The organism is Corynebacterium lactis RW2-5 (genome assembly GCF_001274895.1).
Taxonomy (GTDB): Bacteria; Actinomycetota; Actinomycetes; order Mycobacteriales; family Mycobacteriaceae; genus Corynebacterium; species Corynebacterium lactis.
On record NZ_CP006841.1, the window covers coordinates 2,508,966 to 2,528,075 of the forward strand.

Annotated in this window: 15 protein-coding genes; 4 read left to right on the top strand and 11 right to left on the bottom strand. The window is 59.7% G+C overall.

All coding sequences use genetic code 11. The features are described from left to right. Window positions 1-34 precede the first annotated feature (34 nt). Complete coding sequence (gene uhpT / locus CLAC_RS11085; RefSeq protein ID WP_053412971.1) at window positions 35-1,462, bottom strand: hexose-6-phosphate:phosphate antiporter; 1,428 nt, start codon at window positions 1,460-1,462, stop codon at window positions 35-37. A gap of 255 nt (window positions 1,463-1,717) precedes the next feature. Continuing rightward, window positions 1,718-2,650 carry an ankyrin repeat domain-containing protein gene (locus CLAC_RS12760; RefSeq protein WP_156324844.1) on the bottom strand — a complete coding sequence of 311 codons (933 nt, stop codon included), beginning with the start codon at window positions 2,648-2,650 and terminating at the stop codon, window positions 1,718-1,720. A gap of 172 nt (window positions 2,651-2,822) precedes the next feature. Here CLAC_RS12760 and CLAC_RS11095 point away from each other — a divergent pair, with 172 nt between their 5' ends. Beyond that, entirely contained in the window at window positions 2,823-3,344 is a 522-nt protein-coding gene (locus tag CLAC_RS11095) for a hypothetical protein (protein WP_156324845.1), read from the top strand. Window positions 3,345-3,553: 209 nt separating this feature from the next. On the opposite strand, the gene CLAC_RS11100 is transcribed toward CLAC_RS11095, so the two are convergent. The 6 genes from CLAC_RS11100 to CLAC_RS11125 form a co-directional block, all read right to left on the bottom strand. Continuing rightward, entirely contained in the window at window positions 3,554-4,657 is a 1,104-nt protein-coding gene (locus tag CLAC_RS11100) for a DUF418 domain-containing protein (RefSeq protein ID WP_053412973.1), read from the bottom strand. Between the two features lie 134 nt (window positions 4,658-4,791). After that, on the bottom strand, window positions 4,792-6,360 hold the full coding sequence (locus CLAC_RS11105; RefSeq protein ID WP_053412974.1) for a PTS ascorbate transporter subunit IIC: 1,569 nt from the start codon (window positions 6,358-6,360) through the stop codon (window positions 4,792-4,794). Between the two features lie 68 nt (window positions 6,361-6,428). Further along, window positions 6,429-7,250 (bottom strand): PTS sugar transporter subunit IIA, encoded by an 822-nt coding sequence (locus tag CLAC_RS11110; RefSeq protein WP_053413424.1) that lies wholly within the window; start codon window positions 7,248-7,250, stop codon window positions 6,429-6,431. A 192-nt stretch (window positions 7,251-7,442) separates the two neighbouring features. Further along, the gene (locus CLAC_RS11115; RefSeq protein WP_156324846.1) at window positions 7,443-9,155 is read right to left on the bottom strand and encodes a type III PLP-dependent enzyme domain-containing protein; all 1,713 of its coding nucleotides are present in this window, start codon (window positions 9,153-9,155) and stop codon (window positions 7,443-7,445) included. Window positions 9,156-9,164: 9 nt separating this feature from the next. Further along, window positions 9,165-10,760 carry an FAD/NAD(P)-binding protein gene (locus CLAC_RS11120; protein ID WP_082313389.1) on the bottom strand — a complete coding sequence of 532 codons (1,596 nt, stop codon included), beginning with the start codon at window positions 10,758-10,760 and terminating at the stop codon, window positions 9,165-9,167. Beyond that, entirely contained in the window at window positions 10,757-11,803 is a 1,047-nt protein-coding gene (locus CLAC_RS11125; RefSeq protein WP_342669470.1) for a pyridoxal-phosphate dependent enzyme, read from the bottom strand. The genes CLAC_RS11120 and CLAC_RS11125 overlap by 4 nt, the downstream gene beginning before the upstream one ends. Before the next feature lie 180 nt (window positions 11,804-11,983). On the opposite strand from CLAC_RS11125, the gene CLAC_RS11130 reads away from it, so the two are divergent. Next, on the top strand, window positions 11,984-12,760 hold the full coding sequence (locus tag CLAC_RS11130) for an enoyl-CoA hydratase (RefSeq protein ID WP_053412977.1): 777 nt from the start codon (window positions 11,984-11,986) through the stop codon (window positions 12,758-12,760). A gap of 158 nt (window positions 12,761-12,918) precedes the next feature. Here the strand turns inward: CLAC_RS11130 and CLAC_RS11135 are convergent, their stop codons facing one another. Further along, window positions 12,919-14,652, bottom strand: coding sequence for an AMP-binding protein (locus tag CLAC_RS11135; protein WP_053412978.1), 1,734 nt, complete (start codon window positions 14,650-14,652; stop codon window positions 12,919-12,921). Window positions 14,653-15,039: 387 nt separating this feature from the next. Next, window positions 15,040-15,684 (bottom strand): TetR/AcrR family transcriptional regulator, encoded by a 645-nt coding sequence (locus tag CLAC_RS11140; RefSeq protein WP_245621878.1) that lies wholly within the window; start codon window positions 15,682-15,684, stop codon window positions 15,040-15,042. A 134-nt stretch (window positions 15,685-15,818) separates the two neighbouring features. Here CLAC_RS11140 and CLAC_RS11145 point away from each other — a divergent pair, with 134 nt between their 5' ends. Then, the gene (locus CLAC_RS11145; RefSeq protein ID WP_053412979.1) at window positions 15,819-17,027 is read left to right on the top strand and encodes an acyl-CoA dehydrogenase family protein; all 1,209 of its coding nucleotides are present in this window, start codon (window positions 15,819-15,821) and stop codon (window positions 17,025-17,027) included. Window positions 17,028-17,073: 46 nt separating this feature from the next. Continuing rightward, the gene (locus CLAC_RS11150; protein WP_053412980.1) at window positions 17,074-17,859 is read left to right on the top strand and encodes an SDR family NAD(P)-dependent oxidoreductase; all 786 of its coding nucleotides are present in this window, start codon (window positions 17,074-17,076) and stop codon (window positions 17,857-17,859) included. A gap of 67 nt (window positions 17,860-17,926) precedes the next feature. Here CLAC_RS11150 and CLAC_RS11155 read toward each other — a convergent pair whose 3' ends face one another. Next, window positions 17,927-19,084, bottom strand: coding sequence for an acetoin utilization protein AcuC (locus tag CLAC_RS11155; RefSeq protein WP_053412981.1), 1,158 nt, complete (start codon window positions 19,082-19,084; stop codon window positions 17,927-17,929). Window positions 19,085-19,110: the final 26 nt, after the last annotated feature.

The following is a 19,110-nucleotide window of genomic DNA, read 5'->3' on the forward strand; positions in this document are numbered from 1 at the left end:
CGACCGCGCTCAATCACCTAAACAACCGCCGCTTTTAAATAGCCGCCTTGTCACGTTCCTCTTCTGCCCCGGCCTCCTCGGCCGCCTGCAGCTTCCGAATCTTGCGCTCTTCGCCGACCGCGACGATTGCCAACAGCAAGATACCGATGGTCAGAGCGAAGTAGAACACTGTGAACACCGCTCCCCAGCCATGCAATAGGAAACCAAACACACTGAGGCCCTCCTGCTCCGGGTCGGCAATCGCGGCGAGGCCGACCTTGGCCATGGAGTCGCCGAACAAGTAACCGAATGTGCCGGTCATGCCGTTGGCCACGCTGACCGCGCGCTTTGGCACGAACCCGACCAGTGAGACACCGATCAACAGCTGCGGGCCGAAGATCAGCGCGCCGAGGATGAACAGGGCGACGTTGACCATCATGACGCTCGTCGCATTGCGGTAGAGCATGACCGCAAAGTAAATCATGAATAGGCAGCCGATCGCGACGACAGCGCGGCGACCCTTCAGCAGGTCGGATACGTATCCCCAAAGGAGGCTGGCGACAAGCGCACCAATCTCGAAGTAGAAAATGGTGTTGACGGCATCGCCCTTGGCAAAGTGCAGTTCCTCCGTGACATACAGTGGCGCCCAGTTGTCGATGCCGATACGCACGATGTAGACGAATACATTGGCAATACACAGCGTCCAAAGCCATGGGTTTTTCAGTACATAAGCCAAGAACACGTCCTTTTTCGACATATCCTCGGTCTCGGAGTTTTCCTCTTCGACGGCCTCGCCGAAGATTTCCTCGCTGCGGTTCCAGCCGAGTTCTTCGGGGTCATCTTTACCAACGAACAGGCCGATCGCACCGATTGCCAGACCGATCAGGGCCGGGAACACGAACATGCCGACGACGTTTCCGCCGAAGAACATGTTCGCACCCCACAGAGCGATACCTCCGGCCAGCGCGCCACCGATGTTGTGAGAAGCGTTCCACAACCCGAGGTATTTGCCTCGCTTGGTTCGAGGCGCCCAGCGCGAGATTGTGGAATAGGACGCGGGGCCACCCGCAGATTGGAAGAGGCCGTTAAGGCCCCATAGAACGATGAAGATTCCGATGACAGAACCGAAGTAGCTAAGCAGCAGTCCCATCGTCAGCACCATGGCGGATGCGCAAATCAGAAGCATCGAAATGATGCGCTTCGAGTTGTGTCCGTCGACAAAGTAGCCGACGAGAGTTTTACCCACGCCATAAGTAATAGAGAAGGCCAGACCAATGTAGCCCAGCTGAAGCGTGGTGAGGCCAAATTCCTCTTTGAGCATTGGCTGGGCAACTTTGAAGTTGTTCCTGATGAAGTACATAGACATGTACACAAAGAAGACGACAAAGAACGCCTTGAGGAACTGTCCCAGCCACTCCTTTCTCTGCTGCTCTAGTGGAATTCCCTTGTTGGGAATCTTCTTGAGATCGAAAAAGGAAGTCATATCTGAATTGTTTCAGGTTAACAAAAGGTTAACAAGAGTGCTTTTCATTAACTGACACATTTCTCCAGGTCGACCAGTGGCCTAATGCAAAATCTCACACTAACCAACGCGAGATCAACATATTCAAAGATAGGCGGAAGAAGCTTTATCCCTACCTGCACTTGCCAACAACCCCGACGAGCCGCCCATCATCAGGAATCCACAACTTCCCAATGCGCCCGCAAGCCAGTCGCGCCTGCAAGCCCCTCAAAGCATCTACCGCGTAGCCTTCTGCAAGATCGCCGCGACTTCCCGCTGCCCACCGGCCCGCGCGTGATCCAGCGGAGTCTTCCCATCAGCATCGGCGATAGTCGGGTCAGCCCCGGCGTCGATAAGCGTGCGCACAATCTCCTGGTAGTCCTCGCTGCCGTCACCGAGGATTACGGCCTCGAGCAGCGCGGTCCAACCGATGTTGTTGATGTGGTTGAGGTAGTCGACCGTAATCTTCGGTTCCTGAACCATCACCTGCACGTAGTCGAGGTGCCCGCGCTCGCTGGCCGGGATGATTGGCGTGCCACCGTAGCGGTTATACAGCGAGAAATCGACGTCGTAGCCAAGAATCAGCAAGCCCATGTCCGCAGATCCGGTCACTCCCGTGACCAGCCAGGGCGTGTCCTTTTGTTCATCTACGGCGTTGACATTCGCCCCAAACGACAGCAGCAGCTCCGCAACCTCAATGTGATCGTTTGTGACGGCCCACAGCAGCGGAGTCCTGCCAAAGCCATCGACTGCATCCACCTTCGCGCCAGCCACCAGGAGGTTCGCGACCGCCTGAAGGTCTCCCTCTTTCGATTCCTCCACCAGCGCGCGGTTTAGTTCCTCGGCGCTACGCTTCTCCACAGGCTCCGCAGAATCAATCGCCTCAACAGTACTTTCGTAGCCACGCTCCTCTGCATGCGCACGCGCCTCTCGCGAGCGCCGACCCCCATTCACGCCCTTCCACTCCTTCTCGCTTGCCAACGCCGTCCCGGCCTCCGATGCTGACTCCGCCTCGGCAGAGTTGTCGTCGGCACGCTCAGAAGAGGAAACTTCGGAAGCCGCGCTTGATGCAATCTTCTGTTCCTCGGTTGGAGCATCGCACGATGCGAGGGGCACCGCGGCCAGGATTGCGGAGGCCGAAATCAGTGCAGAAAATCGGTGGCGAGTCATGGGCCCCATCCTTTTCTGGAAGCGCTCTCATAGGTCGGCGAAGGATATCCCCATCGTAACCAGAATCGGCGCACTGATAGCCCACATCAGTTATCCGGTAAATTTTACCGGTATTATTACTGGGCATTTTTACACTGGATTTCGCGAGGCAGCGCACGGCAGTTGGCACCCGGTGCCCGGTGCCCGAGCACCAAGCCGCGATGCTGCGCTGGACCGAGCAGCAGGTACTGACGGCCGCACTCCGTCGGCGGCAGCCGGGCCGGGCGAGCAACAGCGGGGCGCCCCAGTCCCGCAAGGAAGAGGCCGCGACAGTATTTATGGCCTCAACCGCATGCTCTATGCCGTCGCCATCTACCGCACGGACCGCACGACCGAGCCACGTGAGGCCGCCGATTTCGAGACACTCATGCTTGACGACGCCCTCCTCACCCGCGGGGAGAAACAGGCCGCGTACTTCAATCGCAGCGAAGTGCCCGCGGACAAGGCGATTGCCGATTTCATTGCGAAGGTGCCGAATTCATTCGTCCCGCCCCTGTCGGTTGGCGACCTTGCCGAGCAGTACCTGCGGTTTATCCGTGATTCGGACGCGGCGCGGGACACGAGTCCGCGGATTGATATGGAGGCGTCGCGGATTGCACTGGTGCTGTGCGGGTTGCACTGGTGCTGTGCGGAAACTCCGCTGCTTAGCGTGTGAGGTTGCGGCAAGATTCCGCCACTTGTAGGCGTACTTTCCCGCGTTTTTGCCGCATTCCCACCGCTTCCTCACCACTTGTATGCGCGGGATCATGTTGTATGCGTGCTATAGCGCAACATCAACATGATCCCGCGCATACAAGTGGCGATGGTGGTGGAAAATGCGCCAGTACCGCGCCAACAAGTGACGTCCTTAGGGGGCCGCGCGCATCACCCCTTACGCATCGGCGGCAGCTCCAGGCGCGTTCCTGCCCGCCAAATCCATTCCAGCGGCCCGTAGCGGAAATGCCGCATCCAGAAGTAGCTAAACACCATCTGGACTGCAATGACAAACACGCATAGCCCCAGCGCCAGTGTCCAATTTCGTGCACCATAAACGCCCAGCACTGCGCCAAGGGCAAGCGCGAGAACCGTCTGAGAAATGTAATTTGTCAGCGCCATCCGCCCGTACGGCGCCAGCACGTGAGTCAACCGCGCATCGCGATTACGAGTCAGGCGAAGAATCAGCGCCGAGTACGCGATCATCAGCACGACCACACTCGCCGCCGCCAGCGGCATCGACGCCGCAAACAGCCAAGTCTTTTCGCTTTCCGACGCCGTCTCCAACGACGATGTCACGTAGGTAAGGGCGGCCGCAATCGGGATAATCGCGGCGACCGCAGCGACCAGGATATAGGTCAGGCGTTCCGTATTCGCCATAAGCCTCTGGAAGAGACCGTTGCGAGTCAGCCAGAAGCCGATAAGAAGGAAGCCCATCGGCGGATGGATGAAGAAGAGCAGACCGCCGATGACAGGCACGACCCGATCCCAGGGTTTCGGGATAAATGCTGCTAGCGGCAGCAAAATTCCAGCCATGGCGTACGAGCGCAGTACATCAGATCCGTAGCCGTACGAGTGCAGGAACCCGAACGCGTACAGAATCACCATGCGGCGTACTACCTGCCATGTCTTGGCGTTTTTATCGCCCTTGAGTGTGCCGAGGTACAGCGCCATACTAACGCCGAAAAGGAAGCCAAAAATCGAGTAGAACTTGTTGTTCACTAGGAAATCGGTAACAGCCTGCAAGCGCTGGTCCGAAGGGTCCTGGGAGGCGAAGATATTCAGAATCGCCGGTAGGTTGGCGAAAATAATGCCACTGACGGCGAAGCCGCGGAGAGCATCAATCTGGTGATAACGAATCTTCGAGAAATCCGACTGCGGCGCACGGCTTTCCGACGCCCAGGCACCAGGCACTACATTTTCCTGCTCCCGGACTTCCAGGACCTTCGTTTCCAGCGTCCGGGTTTCGGAGGCTACGGGGCTGCTGCTGTTCATACCGGACAAAGCTAGTGGTAGGAGGCTGCTTTGCCAGTAGTGCTAGCGATAGTTTGGGCGTAGAGTCGGCAATCTCGTGCCCGACCGCCACGCCCGAAAACGCCAACACGCCCCGTCGCTAAAGCAAGGGCCAATTACGCTGCCGGCGGCGTCGGCGCGCCCTTCGGCGGCAGAACCTTCGGGTACTTGCGCGCCGCCTCGGTCAGGCCGGATCCGGTTGCGGTCGGCGTAGCGGAATCAGCGGCGCCGCCACCGAACCCGCCTTCGCGCCACGGGGTTGGGTCCCAAGGGGCGTCAACGAGCTTGACCTGGCTCCACCAGCCGAGGGCGAATACTGCGAGACCAACAATAAGCACCGCGATTACCCCGACCGCGCCGTGCAGGCCCGCGCCCCAGCCGATGAGCATGCCGAACCAGCCGAAGTCGGCATCTCCGAAAGTGGTGTTCGCGGCGCCGAAGGATCCGAGTACGCCCAGCAGGAATGCGGGCAGGAACGTGATTAGCAGGCCGTTGGCGAAGCCACCGAACGCGGCACCTCGGCGTCCGCCGGTCGCATTGCCGTAGACGCCCGCGGCACCACCGGTGAAGAAGTGCGGAACGAGGCCGGGCAGGATCAGGGCAACGCCGAAGGCGGGGTTCAGCCAAAGCGACAGCACAGCCAGGCCGACCAGGCCACCGACGAACGAGGTAATGAAGCCAATCAGCACCGCATTCTGCGCGTACGGGAACACGATCGGAGCATCCAGCGCCGGAATCGCGCCCGGCACGACCTTCGCAGCGATGCCCTGGAACGCCGGTACGAGCTCGCCCAGAATCGTACGCACGCCGAAGAGGATCACCGCCACCGCGACGCCGAATTGCAGGCCCTGAGTCACCGACTGCATCAGGTAATTGCCGACACCGGACGCACCGTCCTCAAACGCGGTGAACGCCTCCCTCTCCCCCGCGCGCACCAGGAATAGCACCGCCAAAATCACGTACATCAGCGCCATAGACAGCGCGGTCGCAACCATCGAATCGCGCAGGAAGCGCAGTCCCTCCGGAAGCTTCAGCTCCTCCGTAGACTTCGACGCCTTCGGCCCCTTACCGCCAACCAGCTTGCCGACGGCACCCGCCGCCACGTACCCGGCCGTTCCAAAGTGTCCGATGGCGATCGAATCATCGCCGGTGACGCGTCGCGTCCACGGGTGCGCGATAGCGGGCAGGGACACCATCAGGATGCCCAGCAGCAGCGCGCCGACCGGCACGACGACCCATGGGCCAAAACCGGCCGTAGCCAGCACCATTGTCAGCATGGTCGCCATGAATAGGACGTGGTGACCGGTCAGGAAGACGTAGCTCATAGGCGTAATCCGCGCCAGAATCAGGGCGACGGCGAAGCCGAGAATCATCAGCCAGGCGACCTGGCCGCCGAACTGATTCTGGGCGATGCCAACGATGGCCTCGTTGGTCGGTACCACGCCCTGGGCGCCGGTGGCACCCTGGATCATCGCGCCGAGCGGCTCCAGGGATGCGACGACCAGGGTCGCGCCCGCGCCGATTAGCAGGAAGCCGAGCGTCGCCTTGATGGCGCCGCCGAGAACCTGACCTGTCTTTTTACCCATCGCCGCAAGACCCACGGCGGTGATAATGCCGATGAGGAACGCCGGCACAGAGAGGATTTCATTGACAATAAACTGCGGAATCGCAATCAACGCATTCATGTAAAAATTCCTAGTTTTAGTGCGTCGTAAGGTTCAGTGCATTCGCAAAATCGATGCGTTCTGGCCGGCTACACGTCGTAGAGCTCGCGCAGGGCACGGTCGATCTCGTCGGCGGAGGTGAAGTTCTCGATGACGTAGACCGGTACGCCGACATCGCCGAGCGTACGGGCAATCTCAGCGGAGGTCAGCAGGAAGTCCGCCTCCTTCGCGCGCCCCTTCGCTGAGATGGTGTCGGTGGCCTCCGTGGACACGAACCCACCCCAACCCCAGGTGTCCAGCACCTGGTCGAGCGTGTTTTTCAGGAATAGCGACGTGCCCAGCCCGTTACCGCACACGGTCAGAATTTTGCCCTTGGACTCCACCGAGTCAGTGGCTGGTTCGTGTGTAGATGTCGAGGGCACGGTCGGCGCCGCAGCTGCTGCCTCGGGCGACTTCTTCGGAGCGGTGTCGCTCAGGACGTCGCGAAGCTCGGAGACAGACGAGACCTCGTCGAGGGCGCGGCGGCGCGAGGCGTCGGCAAGCACACGGGCGATGTCCTTCATGGCGTCGGTGTGCGCGTGGGCATCGGCGGCGGCGAGCGCCACGACCAGACGGACCGGGTCGTTCTTGGGGTGACCGAACTCGACAGGCTCGCGCAGACGGAGCCACGAGATGGCGGTGCGGTGGACGGCCTCGGAGGGGCGTGCGTGGGCGAAAGCGAAACCGGGCGCGACCACGATATACGGGCCATTGTCGACAACCGATTGGACCATCGCGGCGGTGTAATCAGAATCGATGGCTCCCTCGCGCTCCAACTGCGCGCCGGCTTGCGTGATGGCGTCCTGCCAGGTGGCGGCGGTGGCATCGAGGTCGACGGCGCCGTCCGCCAGCAGGGAATTCAGAGTGCTCACTGGCGTGTTGCTCATTGGCTCTCCTTTTAGGGGATTCGCGCAGGCGAATCCGCGGGTGGATGGAATTTTTCAACTCAAGCCTAGAGCGCTTCTGAACCGATTAACAGGGTTGTTTCTGTGTTTTATTTCTAGGGGCAATCATGCACCCGACGATTTCCAGCTGCCTCGGCGAAACCACTTTCCGCCGCAGCACTATCGGAACGAGGAAAAATCGATCTCATCAGGGAGAATCCGCAAACCTGGACTCTCTGGGGAATGCTCCGAGCTATGGGCGCGCCCAGCGAACTTATCAATGCTCGAGGCGACATCGGCCGATGATGGTCGCTCGCGAGTTCCGAAGTCACGGTCCAGATACACGTTGCGCGCCAAGGGAATCTGGTGCGAAGCACTTTCGAGAATATGCATGAAGTACCCCGCAGTATTCGGGATAGCGATGACATCCCCAGGTTCAACGCCGTCCGGGAAGCACATCGCGCGCCTAACTATTACCTCATCTTCGATACAGTAGGCACCGACCAAAAACGCAGTTAATCCCCTATTTTCGCGCTTCTTGGGTATATCTCCATCCGACGGACCTTCCGAATCACCCCGAGCGGCTGCAGGAACCAGAATTGGGTCAACGAGAATGTCGTCAGACGTCGTACGACATTGAGTTCGGTTCATCTCCAAACCGACGAGGCCGACTCCATCGCTACGCTGTTTCACGAACGAGACGCGGGCCAGGATCACTCCTCCCCCGTCAAGCAAACTACGTCCAGGCTCAAGATGGAGCCGCAGCTGTCGGCTATTCAATGCTGCCGCAACCGACGTCCCCGCCGTGGATTTAGAATCGACCGAATCTCCGCCCAATCGCCCTTGTAAAAGTTTGCGCAGCCAATCCGCTCGAGTAGGTTCCTGCCAGAAAGGATAGGTATTAGCTAAACCGTCGCCTTTCCACGTGAAAGGAGACCGCTTCCCAGCGCGGACTTCTGCCAGCAAGGCTTGGAACCGTTTCCACTCGTCGGCGTCATCGAGATAGCTCATTGGGACGCCCCCACCAATATCGACGAATTCGACCGGATGTTTCAGCTCCCGAGCCGTGTCAGCGACAACTAGGGCTTCTTCCAGCGCAACACGACGATCCAGTTCCGAGTAACCGTGAAGGTGAAGATGCACGCCGTGAACTTCGACACCGGACGCGACTCCTCGACGTAATTCCCTTCCCCAGATAGCTGCACGCTCACCGAATCGAGTAGGTGGCAGACTCTCGTGCGAAGGAGCAATGCGTAAAACTACACGGGCACGCGTTTCGCCGAACTCAACGGCTTCTCCCGCCGGATATACCGCGGTAGGTATGTTCGGGAATCTCCCATCCCGCACTATTGCCTCTATGCGCTGCAATTCAACAAGGCTATCGACACTGATGAAGACACGGGACTCAACTGCCAATTTCAGCAATCGATCAGGTTTGACGGCTGCTGACAGAATCACTTTGTCAGGGCTTGCCCCACGAGCTAGAACCTGTTGCAGCTCCCGCTCACTAGCTACATCGATTCCATGATCGCTAGCAAGCGCAATATCGACGAAGCTCAGAGCCTTATTCGCTTTGCGAGCAAAATACACACGAACATCGACTCCACAATCCCGCCCTGCATCGACTAGTTCCTCCGCATTGCGCGGCAAGATGTGGGGTGCCAGTACGTTGACCGGTGAATCATAGGTATCTATTAGGGCTGTGCATTGATCCGGGTCCTCTAGCAATTGCCGCATCCACGGCTCTAGTCTGCCCGTCAGGGGTACGGTCCCGCTCATATGAGGATCGAAGAAGTTCTCCTCACCTATCTTTTCGGCGAGGTCGTGTGTCGATTTCACTTTGTCCGCAGGGCGAGCCTGTCCGTTATTTCCCACGTTATTTTCCACGTTCATTTCGAATCTTCAGCCTCTCTTGTCTCCCCGCAGTTCCTTGGCACGTTGCAATACCATCCTCGCCCAATTCGGAATCTCACCATGCATTGTGCGGTTCAAGGTGTCATGACCAATAACCCGGGGTGAGACATCTCGACCTATGACTGCTACGTGTTTCCCTCGTAGGACCCCGCACCGATCTACCGCGACCCCTCCCTGCGGAAGCAATGTTGCCTCCCCACGCTCAACGAGTTTAGCCAGCAAAGTTTCGGGTTGTACCCCTGGAGGCGCGATAACTGCATCCACCCGTACTGCGTCCTGCGGCGGTATCGCCGGTTCTCCCCCTTTGAGCGGAAGGACGACTATTCCCGCTTCAACCAGGGCATCAATCTTCTTCGCGGTCAAGGCTGGTGGGCCGAAAGCGAGCGGCTCCATTTCACGCTCAAGATCGTGAAACCCCTCTAGATCACCATCCTCTGAGTAGCTAACCCGCTCTACCAAGGCTCCGTACAGCCTCCGCCAGACCTCGCCGGTTGCCCACTGCCGGTCTGGAAGCTGAATCACCGATTCCTTGCGGGCTCTACGGACCGAATCAGCAAACTGTCTCGCCGAGTCCAGTAAATTCTCCTCAGCCTCTCGCAAGATTACTCGCAGGTGTTCAACATCCGAACAATTCCGAATTCGTTCCTCGAACTCCTCCTGATGCTTGAAATTTACTTGGCTCCAAATGTTCGAGGGAGCCGGCTTAATACTCATCAATTTCGCAGAGCGGCTAAACGGAAAAATCCGTGAGGGCTCTTTTCCCGAGGGGATGTAGCGGAGTTTCCTAGCTCTTTCCTCTGGAGTCGCCGCCGGATTGGGATGCATACCGCAGATCTGGCCTCCATCTTCCGAGCGGTGGTCTGGAACAAAGCGACCTCCGCGCGCTTCTGTGAGAGCCAGGCAGGTGTCAATGAAAGTCAGTGCCATCCCTCGAACCACAACATCCGAATCCGCCTTAATACTATTCAGAGCTGCGAAGTCGTTTGCCGCAATCGCCCCTTCCCAGCGCCCTCGCCACGTCGCAGCGTGTCCAGTGACTATTAGTGCTTCGTCCACGATTTCGTCGAGGTTGTTCGCAACCTCAATTCGACAACCATCGTCGGCGCTGTGAATATCCTCGACCCGGGCACACACATGCCGTAACTCATTTTGTCCGCCGGCATCTTTAAATTCACGGGCTAATTCCAACCAACTCATCCGCAAAAACTCGCCGACTAGTGCTCGCGGCGGAAATATCTTATCTTCACCCGACAACGCCATCTCGCATTTACCGCTGAAGGGTGACGCCAGCCTTCTTATGTCTGCCTGCTCGGCGCCCACCCCATCGACGATTACTTTCCGGTCATGAGACTGTCTACTTTCCAGCCAATCGGAGAAGGACCCTAGTCGAGTTCGGACAATATCGGAACGGACGTTAAGGCGCCAGCACAACGGCTGATCTGCACGATATACTCTTCCTGCGCCAGGCTCCTCTGGGTCCCAACAAACAATCGACAGGGGAAGGTCGTTGTCACGAAAAAGGGCAAATAATTCTTCGGCCGCCCACAACGCTCTCGGGCCACCTCCTACGAGTCCGACCCTCATCCTGCGATAAACCTTTCAATCATCCTGCTCAATTCCGAAGCACTGGTTCCTAATTTGGATTGGACCCAATCATCGTCGTAAATGGTGCCCAAATAGTTAGTACCACCATCATGAAGAACTACGACCACTGTCGATTCAGGAGGAATCTCCGCGATACAGGAACGCAGAGCGGAAACTACCGCACCTCCCGAGGCCCCAGGCAGTAACCCCTCTGTGCGAGCAAGCACACGCGCACCCACCACCGAATCGATATCGTGTACTCGACGAACCAGATTGGGCTCGTTCAGAGTTGAAAGATGCGGGATAACGCCCGCTCCAAATCCAGGTAGCATGCGTTCACCGCGTTTCCCCCGGTAGAGAACCGACCCTTGGGCATCCACACCAACAGTGACCGTATGCGCCTGCAATCGTTCGAGCCGCTGGATGCACCCGCCAATAGTGCCGGTCGTGCTCATTGCTACCAATAGCCAATCCGGTGCCTCACCGAGCTGGCTAATAATCTCGGCCATCGTCCCCTCGTCGTGGGCCTTGAGCGCTGCAGTGTTCGAATACTGGTCTAGATTGACGGCACCTTCAATCGAATGCGTCAGTGCGGCCACCCGAGTTCGGCGGGCAGTCAACCAATCTCCCGTATCCGGATCTGGTTGATCGATAATTTCCACTTCAGCGCCTAGAGCCCGCATCGTCGCCACCGTGGACGCATTGACACGGGGGTCGACTACGCAGTGAAAATGCCATCCGCGCAGCTGCGCCTGCCTCGCCAACGCCATTCCCAGATTTCCCGAACTAGATTCAACGAGGGTGGGCCTGTCCGGCATACCAGACTCAATTGCAGCGCGAACCAAGGCTTGAGCGGTTCTATCCTTAGCGCTCCCTCCGGGATTAAATTGCTCTAACTTCGCGAATATACGCAAGTCGGGCCGATGAAATACTCTAGCCAGTCGTTCCAGCTCCACCATCGGGGTATTACCTATGAGCCCGTCGGCTCCTAGACTAGCTGGTTCACGATCAGTCCTCAGCCTGCGTGTCGTTCCCGAGTACATGGAATTCTTTGCAGACTCGAATCTCATACTTGCCCAGTGTAATCCCCGAAGCCTTTTATGGATTGTTGGAAGGACAACTCATCCGTTCGTTTATCCGAAACTCCCGAGACGACTTCACCGAAAACCAGTATCCTCGCAAGAAAAGTGAACTATATCTCACAGTTTCGAATCGAGGAACGCATGACCACCTACGAGAACATCCTGACCGAAACCCGCGGCCGTGTCGGCATTATCACCCTGAACCGACCGAAGGCGCTGAATGCGCTAAACCACAAGACCATGGAAGAGGTCGGCGCCGCAGCTACCGCCTTCGACCGCGACTCCGGCATCGGCGCGATTATCATTACCGGCTCCGAAAAGGCCTTCGCCGCAGGTGCGGATATCAAGGAGATGGCGGAGAAGTCCGGCACCGAGATGTACGTCTCCGACTGGTTCTCCGGCTGGGATGTTTTCACCTCCGTCCGCACCCCGGTTATCGCCGCGGTCAATGGCTACGCGCTCGGCGGCGGCTGCGAGGTCGCCATGATGGCCGACTTCATCATCGCAGGTAGCGGCGCCAAGTTCGGCCAGCCCGAGGTCAACCTCGGCGTCACCCCGGGCATGGGCGGCTCGCAGCGCCTCACTCGCGCGATCGGCAAGGCCAAGGCCATGGAGATGTGCCTGACCGGGCGCATGATGGGTGCCGAGGAGGCCGAGTCCGCAGGTCTCGTCGCCCGTATCGTCGAGCCGGAAGCGCTTCTCGACGAAGCCCTAAAGACTGCCGAAGCGATCGCCGAAAAGTCGCTGGTTGCCACCACGTTGATCAAGGAGCAGATTAACCAGGCGTACGAGATGACTCTGTCGCAGGGCCTTCTTTACGAGCGCCGTACCTTCCACTCCCTGTTCTCCTCCAACGACCAGAAGGAAGGCATGGCCGCGTTCTCCGAGAAGCGCAAGGCGAACTTCACCAACTCGTAAGAGCGCGCGGCAGCGTTTGTTGCGAGGCGTGGGGGGGGGCACCCCCGCGCACGTTTTTGCCAGCTTTTTGTAGGAAGTAACCGGGAATTCGACGCTACTTCCTACAAAAAGCTGGCAAAAATGTTACTGGGGGGGAGGCCGGGCCGACCCCTACCGCACTACCCCTTCAAACCGGGAAAGTCAGTGTCCGCATACTCGGTCGAGGCCTTGGTCTCGCCGCCATCGCTGGCGTGGATTTCACCTTCGCGTTTACGCAGGTCAACACGGCGAATTTTGCCGGACACCGTTTTCGGCAGTTCGTAGAATTCAAGGCGGCGAATCCTCTTATACGGCGCCAAATTATCGTGGCAGTACTTGAGAATCGACTCCGCCACCTCAGCGGACGGCTCGGCGGACGCCACCAACGCAACATATGCCTTAGGCACTGCCAGACGAATCGGGTCCGGCGACGGCACTACCGCCACCTCCGCCACCGAGGGATGCTCGATCACCACGGATTCGAGCTCAAACGGCGACAATCGATAGTCCGACGCCTTGAAGACGTCGTCGGCACGCCCAATGTAGGAGATGTACCCGTCGGCGTCGCGCTCGGCGATATCGCCCGAGTGGTAGTAGCCATCGGCGAAGACTTCGTCATTCTTCTCCGGCGCTCCGTAGTAGCCCGGCGTGAGGCCCACGGGCCGGGGGTCGAGGTTCAGACAGATCTCGCCGGTGTCTCCGATTTCGCCGGTCGCGGGGTCAATCAGAACCACATCCATGCCCGGCAGCGGGCGGCCCATCGAACCCGGCTTGACCTTCTGACCTGGTGTGTTGGCAATCTGAACGCTGGATTCCGTCTGCCCGAAACCATCGCGGATGGAGGTCTTCCACGCCTTCTCCACAGTGTTGATGAGTTCCGGATTCAGCGGCTCACCTGCAGCAACGAGCTTCTGCGGCGGGGTCTTGAGCCGGGTCAGGTCCGCCTGTACCAGCATTCGCCACACGGTCGGCGGGGCGCAGAAGCTGGTGACGCCCTCCTCAGCCATCTTGTCCATGAGCGCGGCGGCGTCGAAACGCGTGTAGTTGTACAGGAAGATTGTCGCCCCCGCGATCCACGGCGCGAAGAAGTTCGACCAGGCGTGCTTCGCCCAGCCGGGCGCGGCTACGTTGAGGTGCACGTCGCCGGGCTCCAGGCCAATCCAGTACATGGTGGACAGGTGCCCCACTGGGTAGGAGGTGTGCGTGTGTTCGACAAGCTTCGCTTTGGACGTCGTGCCGGAGGTGAAGTACAGCAGCAGCGTCTCGTCGGCCGCGGTCTCCTGCTGCGGGGTGAAGCCCTCCGGCGCGGTGTGCGATTCACGGTAGAAGACGGTCGGGTGCGTGCCTTGCGCCGGCTTCGCTTCCGAGCCGACCTGAATGACGGTGATGTCTGCGTCGACGCCGTCGAACTTCGTGGCATCGTCCGGGTTGACCACCACCCAGCGAACCTCGGCGCGCTCCACGCGATCTTGCAGGTCCGCTGTGCCGAGCATTGCGGTCGCAGGGTTGAGCACCAGCCCCGCCTTGATGCAGGCGAGCATTGATTCCCAGAGTTCAACCTGGTTATTCAGCATCAACATGACGCGGTCGCCACGGCGGGCGCCGAGCCCGAGCAGCCAGTTCGCCAGCTGGTCGGAGCGCCGTGACAGTTCCGCGAAAGTACGCCGTGTCGCGCTGCCGTCGATTTCGGTGATAACCAACGCTTCCTTGTCCGCGGTCGCAGGGTCGGCGCCGAGATGGTCGAACCAGTCGAGCGCGAAGTTGAAGTGGCTAAAGCGGGGCCACTCGAAGTTTGCTCGGGCGCTTTCGTAGTCCTCCCGGTGCTTAACTAGCAGGTCTCGGGCGGCGCGGAATTGCTCGGTTACCGTTGTCATCCTGGGATTCCTTACTGTGGTGCGACAGGTGATTTCCAGGGCCACATCCGTCGGCATCACTCCTCATCGCGACACCAAAAACTAGCCAAATGTGACCCAGGTCTCACTTTCATGCTAGCTGTTCATTTCTCTGTCAAAAACATCTTTCGGCCACAATTTTCCCCGCTTGCCGACGCCCCAAGCGCCCCGACCGCCAGGCAGCCAAAGGGACAACTGTACGATTACGTGCTAAAACGTACACTCGCCCGCCAACACCCAACAACGCCCTGACGGTCCAGTGCGCCCCGATATTTTCATTTTGGGGGTAAACAAACAGGGGAGAAAAGACGCATACAGGTCACAGCTACACACCCCGGGGAGGCAATACCGCCCCGAAACCGCCCGGAACTACCTCTCAAGCCCGCGAATAACCAGCTCACCGAACGCAGCATAGGCCCGAGCGTTCGGCAATACATCCAGGTAGACGCCACTTTGAATATCCTGCAGGCTTCGCTGAATCAGCCGAGAAACAAAGCCCACCGACTCGATTGAAAACTCGCCGAACTCGACACCGGCACTAAGGATGCCATCCACGACCTTCACCGCAGCGGCCGTATTCACGGAGTAAACCTCCTGCGCCACCGGCTCCGCCAGGAGGTCGCGCATGAACTTTTCACTAGCAGGCTCAAGAGCCCGGGCAATCGCGGCAAAATACCCTTCCAGCACCTCTACACAGGGCAAATCCACGCCATCTTCAACCCATACCGGCTCGGTAGCGCGCGCCACTCCACGAAAAAACTCCACGATCACACCGCGCAAGATCTCATCACGATTCGCGCCGAGCGAGTACATCGTCGACTTCGAGCAGCGATAGCGCCTCGCAGCCGCGTCGACGGTAAAGTCGGCAAATCCTTCGTTCAGGACGTCACGCATCAAGGCGTCAAAAAGAGCCTGCTGACGAGAGGTGAAATTCCTTTGACCGCTTCCCATAACCTGCAACTTTAATTTTTCTCCCCGTTCGTTAGCGAGGTTTCCGTCGGCAAGTAGCCCCACACTAGCCTCTTCTCGACCGGGAGAGCAGCACCCCACCACAAAGTATTTTGTTTGCAAAACTTGATTTCTTTAGTGACCTGTGCCACATTCTGACAGTACGATATTCCTTCAAATCGTACAGCGAGGACCATGCCATGCCACCGATCTTGGATAACAGCCATCCGCAGGGTGCTGCCCTGCAGAATGTTCCGTTCCCGCACGCAGACATCCTCGAGGTCGCTGACCAGCTCATCCCCGAAGAGCGCGAACGCCTGGCCATCATCCACGAGTTCCTCCAGACCGAGATCCGCCCCGACGTCGGCGAGTACTGGGACCGCGAGGAACTTCCGCGCGAGATGCTCCCCAAACTCGCAGTTCACGGGCTCGGTGAGGTAGAACTTTCCGGGACCTCGCGGCTGTTCCGAGGCCTCGTTTACGCGGAGGTCACGCGCGCGGATGTCTCACTGTCCGCTCTTGTCGGTATCCACAACGAGCTCATCGTCGGCCTTATCAACGCCCTGGGCTCCGAAGAGCAGAAGGAGCGCTGGCTGCCTGGCCTGCGCCGATTCACCAACCTCGGTTGCTTCGCCCTCACCGAACCCGATAGCGGCTCCGACATCGCCGGCGGCCTGTCCACCACTGCCACGCTTACCGACGACGGCTGGGTCATAAACGGCGAAAAGCGCTGGATCGGTGCCGGCACAATCGCGGACTTTGCCATCGTGTTCGCCCGCGACACGGCCGATAACCGAATCAAGGGATTCATCGTCGAGCTGGATCGTGACGGCGTATCCACCTCAAAAATCAGCCGTAAGATGGGCCTTCGCATCATGCAGAACGCCGACATGGTGTTCGACAATGTCCTCATCCCGGCCGAGAACCTCATCCCCGGCGCAGAGTCCTTCGCCGACACCAACGAATATCTTTGCAACTCCCGTGCTTGGGTCGGCTGGCAGGCCGCGGGTCTGCAGCTCGGCATCTTCGACAAGGCCCGAGAGTACGCCGTGACCCGCAAGCAGTTCGGCAAGCCGCTGGCGGGATTCCAGCTGGTCCAGGAGGCGCTGGTGCGCATCCTCGGCAATACGACCGCATCACTGGGCATGATGGCGCAGGTCGCTCACCTGCAGGAACAGGGTAATCTGCAGATGCCGTATGCAGCGCTGGCGAAGGCCACCGCCACCCGCTTCGCTCGCGAATCTGCCGCGGCCGGGCGCAACATCGGAGGCGGCAACGGCATCCTCACCGACTTCGACCTGTCCAAGATGATGGCCGACGCCGAGGTTCTCTACACCTACGAAGGCACCTACGAAATCAACTCCCTCATCGTCGGCCGCGCCGTCACGGGTCAGTCCGCATTCGTGTAAAACGCCAGCCACCCAGCCACCAACTATCCCACGGAATGAGACTTCCATGCAGCTAGACAGCACAATCTCCGCAATCGTCACCGGCGGCGCGTCCGGCCTCGGTGCCGCGACTGCCCGCATGCTCGCCGAGCGCGGTGTCCACGTCACTGCCTTCGACCTCGCCCGCTCCATCGACTCGCTTTCCGACGATGCCAAGGTCCCCGGCGTTACCTACGCCGCCGTGGACGTCACTGACTTCGAACAGGTATCCGCGGGAGTCGCCGCCGCACAACGGGCGACGCGCGATGCGCCATTGCGCGTTGCGGTGAACTGCGCCGGGATTGCGCCGTCGGCACGCATTGTGGGGCGCAGCGGTCCGCACGATCCCGGGCTCTTTGCGACGGTGCTGAATGTGAACCTGAACGGCACCTTTCACGTCATGACTGCGGCGGCGAATGCGATGGCCGCGCAGGATCCCATCGATGCAGGTGGGGACGGGATGCGAGGCGTGATTATCAACACGTCATCGGTGGCGGCGTTCGAGGGGCAGGTCGGGCAGGCGGCGTATTCGGCGTCGAAGGGCGCGGTGCATGCGCTGTCGATTACCGCAGCGCGTGACCTGGCGAGCTTGGGAATCCGCGTCAACGCGATTGCGCCCGGCGTGGTCGAGACGCCCATGATGCAGCAGATCACTGAGGAGTTCCGCGAGCACCTGGCCAAGATTGTGCAATTCCCGGCGCGGTTGGCGAGGCCGGAGGAGTACGCGAAGTTGGCGGAGTCGATTATTAGTAACGACTACCTCAATGGCGAGACGATTCGCCTCGACGGGGCGCTGCGGATGCCGCCACGGTAAGTGTGGTGTTCGGGCGTTCGGATGATCGGGCGTTCGCGCGTTCGGGGCGCGCCTGTCGCGGCGGCGTTTAGCTGCCGTACGCAGGAAGACCCCAGTACGGGAATACGGCCCTAGAAGTCTGCACTAGCGCAGGATGCGGTCGCTCTGCCATTACTTGATGGGCATCGAAGGCTGAGGTCAAAGAACCAATATCCACGTCCTCATCGCCGAGCGTGCGCCCCGGCGCATGCCCCCAGTCGGCGGGCATGCGGGAATCGGCGGGAAGTTCTACTTCGGCGACGGCGGCGAGCACGTGTGTCCAGGCGCGTGCGACCGAGTCGCGGCTGTAGCCGCCACCGCCCAACGCGACCCATTTCCCACCCGCGAACCGGCGTGCCCACGACGACATTGAGCGGTAGGCAATCCCCATCGCGTCAATGCTGACCTCCAGGTCAGCCAAAGGATCCGCTCGGTGCGGATCGGCGCCGTGCTGGCTGATGATCAACTGCGGGGAAAATTTCTGCAGCAGCGGTGGAACGGCGGCGTGGATGGCCTGAAGCCACGTGTGATCATCGGCGTCGCGCGGCAGTGCAATATTGACGGCGGTTCCGGCTGCAGAGGGCCCGCCGATGTCGCCGGGGAAGCCAGTGCCGGGAAACAGGTAGAGGCCGGACTCGTGGACGGAGATGGTCAGCACGCAAGGGTCGTCCCAGAAAATCTGCTCGACCCCATCGCCGTGGTGGGCGTCCAGATCAATGTATGCGACCCGCTCGGCACCACCGCGGTCCAGCAGCCAGCGAATCGCGACCGCAGCATCGTTATACATACAAAAACCAGCCATACGCTCGGGGAATGCGTGGTGCAGCCCACCCTCCAAATGCGCTGCTCGGGGAGCCGCTCCCTCCCACACTGCCCTGGTCGCTGCGAGGGTTCCGGAGACGATGGCAGCTGCCGCGTCGGGAAGCCCGTCGACAATGGGATTTTCCTCAGTCCCGAGGCCGTGACTCTCGCTCGGCCGATTTCGCTTCGCCGCGGCAACATACTCGGGCGTGTGGACCAGACCGAGCACCCCGTCCTGCAGTGGCGGAGGCGTCTCATGGCGGAATTGCCCCAGAACACCGAAGTAATCGGCCAACCCCAGCGCGAGGCTGACGCGGTCGGGTCCCATCGGGTGATCGCGCCCGAGATCGTACTGGTAGATATCCGTTCCATCTACCAGCAGCGGTACCTGCGAACTCTCGCTCATTCTCGACCTCCTTGAACACCTGCCAG

What these genes read in the sequence shown, in the direction of transcription:
- CLAC_RS11130 (WP_053412977.1), top strand. Translation starts at nt 11,984, where the DNA reads ATGACCACCTACGAGAACATCCTGACCGAAACCCGCGGCCGTGTCGGC.
- uhpT (WP_053412971.1), bottom strand. Translation starts at nt 1,462, where the DNA reads ATGACTTCCTTTTTCGATCTCAAGAAGATTCCCAACAAGGGAATTCCA.
- CLAC_RS11120 (WP_082313389.1), bottom strand. Translation starts at nt 10,760, where the DNA reads ATGAGGGTCGGACTCGTAGGAGGTGGCCCGAGAGCGTTGTGGGCGGCC.
- CLAC_RS11150 (WP_053412980.1), top strand. Translation starts at nt 17,074, where the DNA reads ATGCAGCTAGACAGCACAATCTCCGCAATCGTCACCGGCGGCGCGTCC.
- CLAC_RS11135 (WP_053412978.1), bottom strand. Translation starts at nt 14,652, where the DNA reads ATGACAACGGTAACCGAGCAATTCCGCGCCGCCCGAGACCTGCTAGTT.
- CLAC_RS11115 (WP_156324846.1), bottom strand. Translation starts at nt 9,155, where the DNA reads ATGAACGTGGAAAATAACGTGGGAAATAACGGACAGGCTCGCCCTGCG.
- CLAC_RS11125 (WP_342669470.1), bottom strand. Translation starts at nt 11,803, where the DNA reads ATGTACTCGGGAACGACACGCAGGCTGAGGACTGATCGTGAACCAGCT.
- CLAC_RS11105 (WP_053412974.1), bottom strand. Translation starts at nt 6,360, where the DNA reads ATGAATGCGTTGATTGCGATTCCGCAGTTTATTGTCAATGAAATCCTC.
- CLAC_RS11155 (WP_053412981.1), bottom strand. Translation starts at nt 19,084, where the DNA reads ATGAGCGAGAGTTCGCAGGTACCGCTGCTGGTAGATGGAACGGATATC.
- CLAC_RS11100 (WP_053412973.1), bottom strand. Translation starts at nt 4,657, where the DNA reads ATGAACAGCAGCAGCCCCGTAGCCTCCGAAACCCGGACGCTGGAAACG.
- CLAC_RS11145 (WP_053412979.1), top strand. Translation starts at nt 15,819, where the DNA reads ATGCCACCGATCTTGGATAACAGCCATCCGCAGGGTGCTGCCCTGCAG.
- CLAC_RS12760 (WP_156324844.1), bottom strand. Translation starts at nt 2,650, where the DNA reads ATGACTCGCCACCGATTTTCTGCACTGATTTCGGCCTCCGCAATCCTG.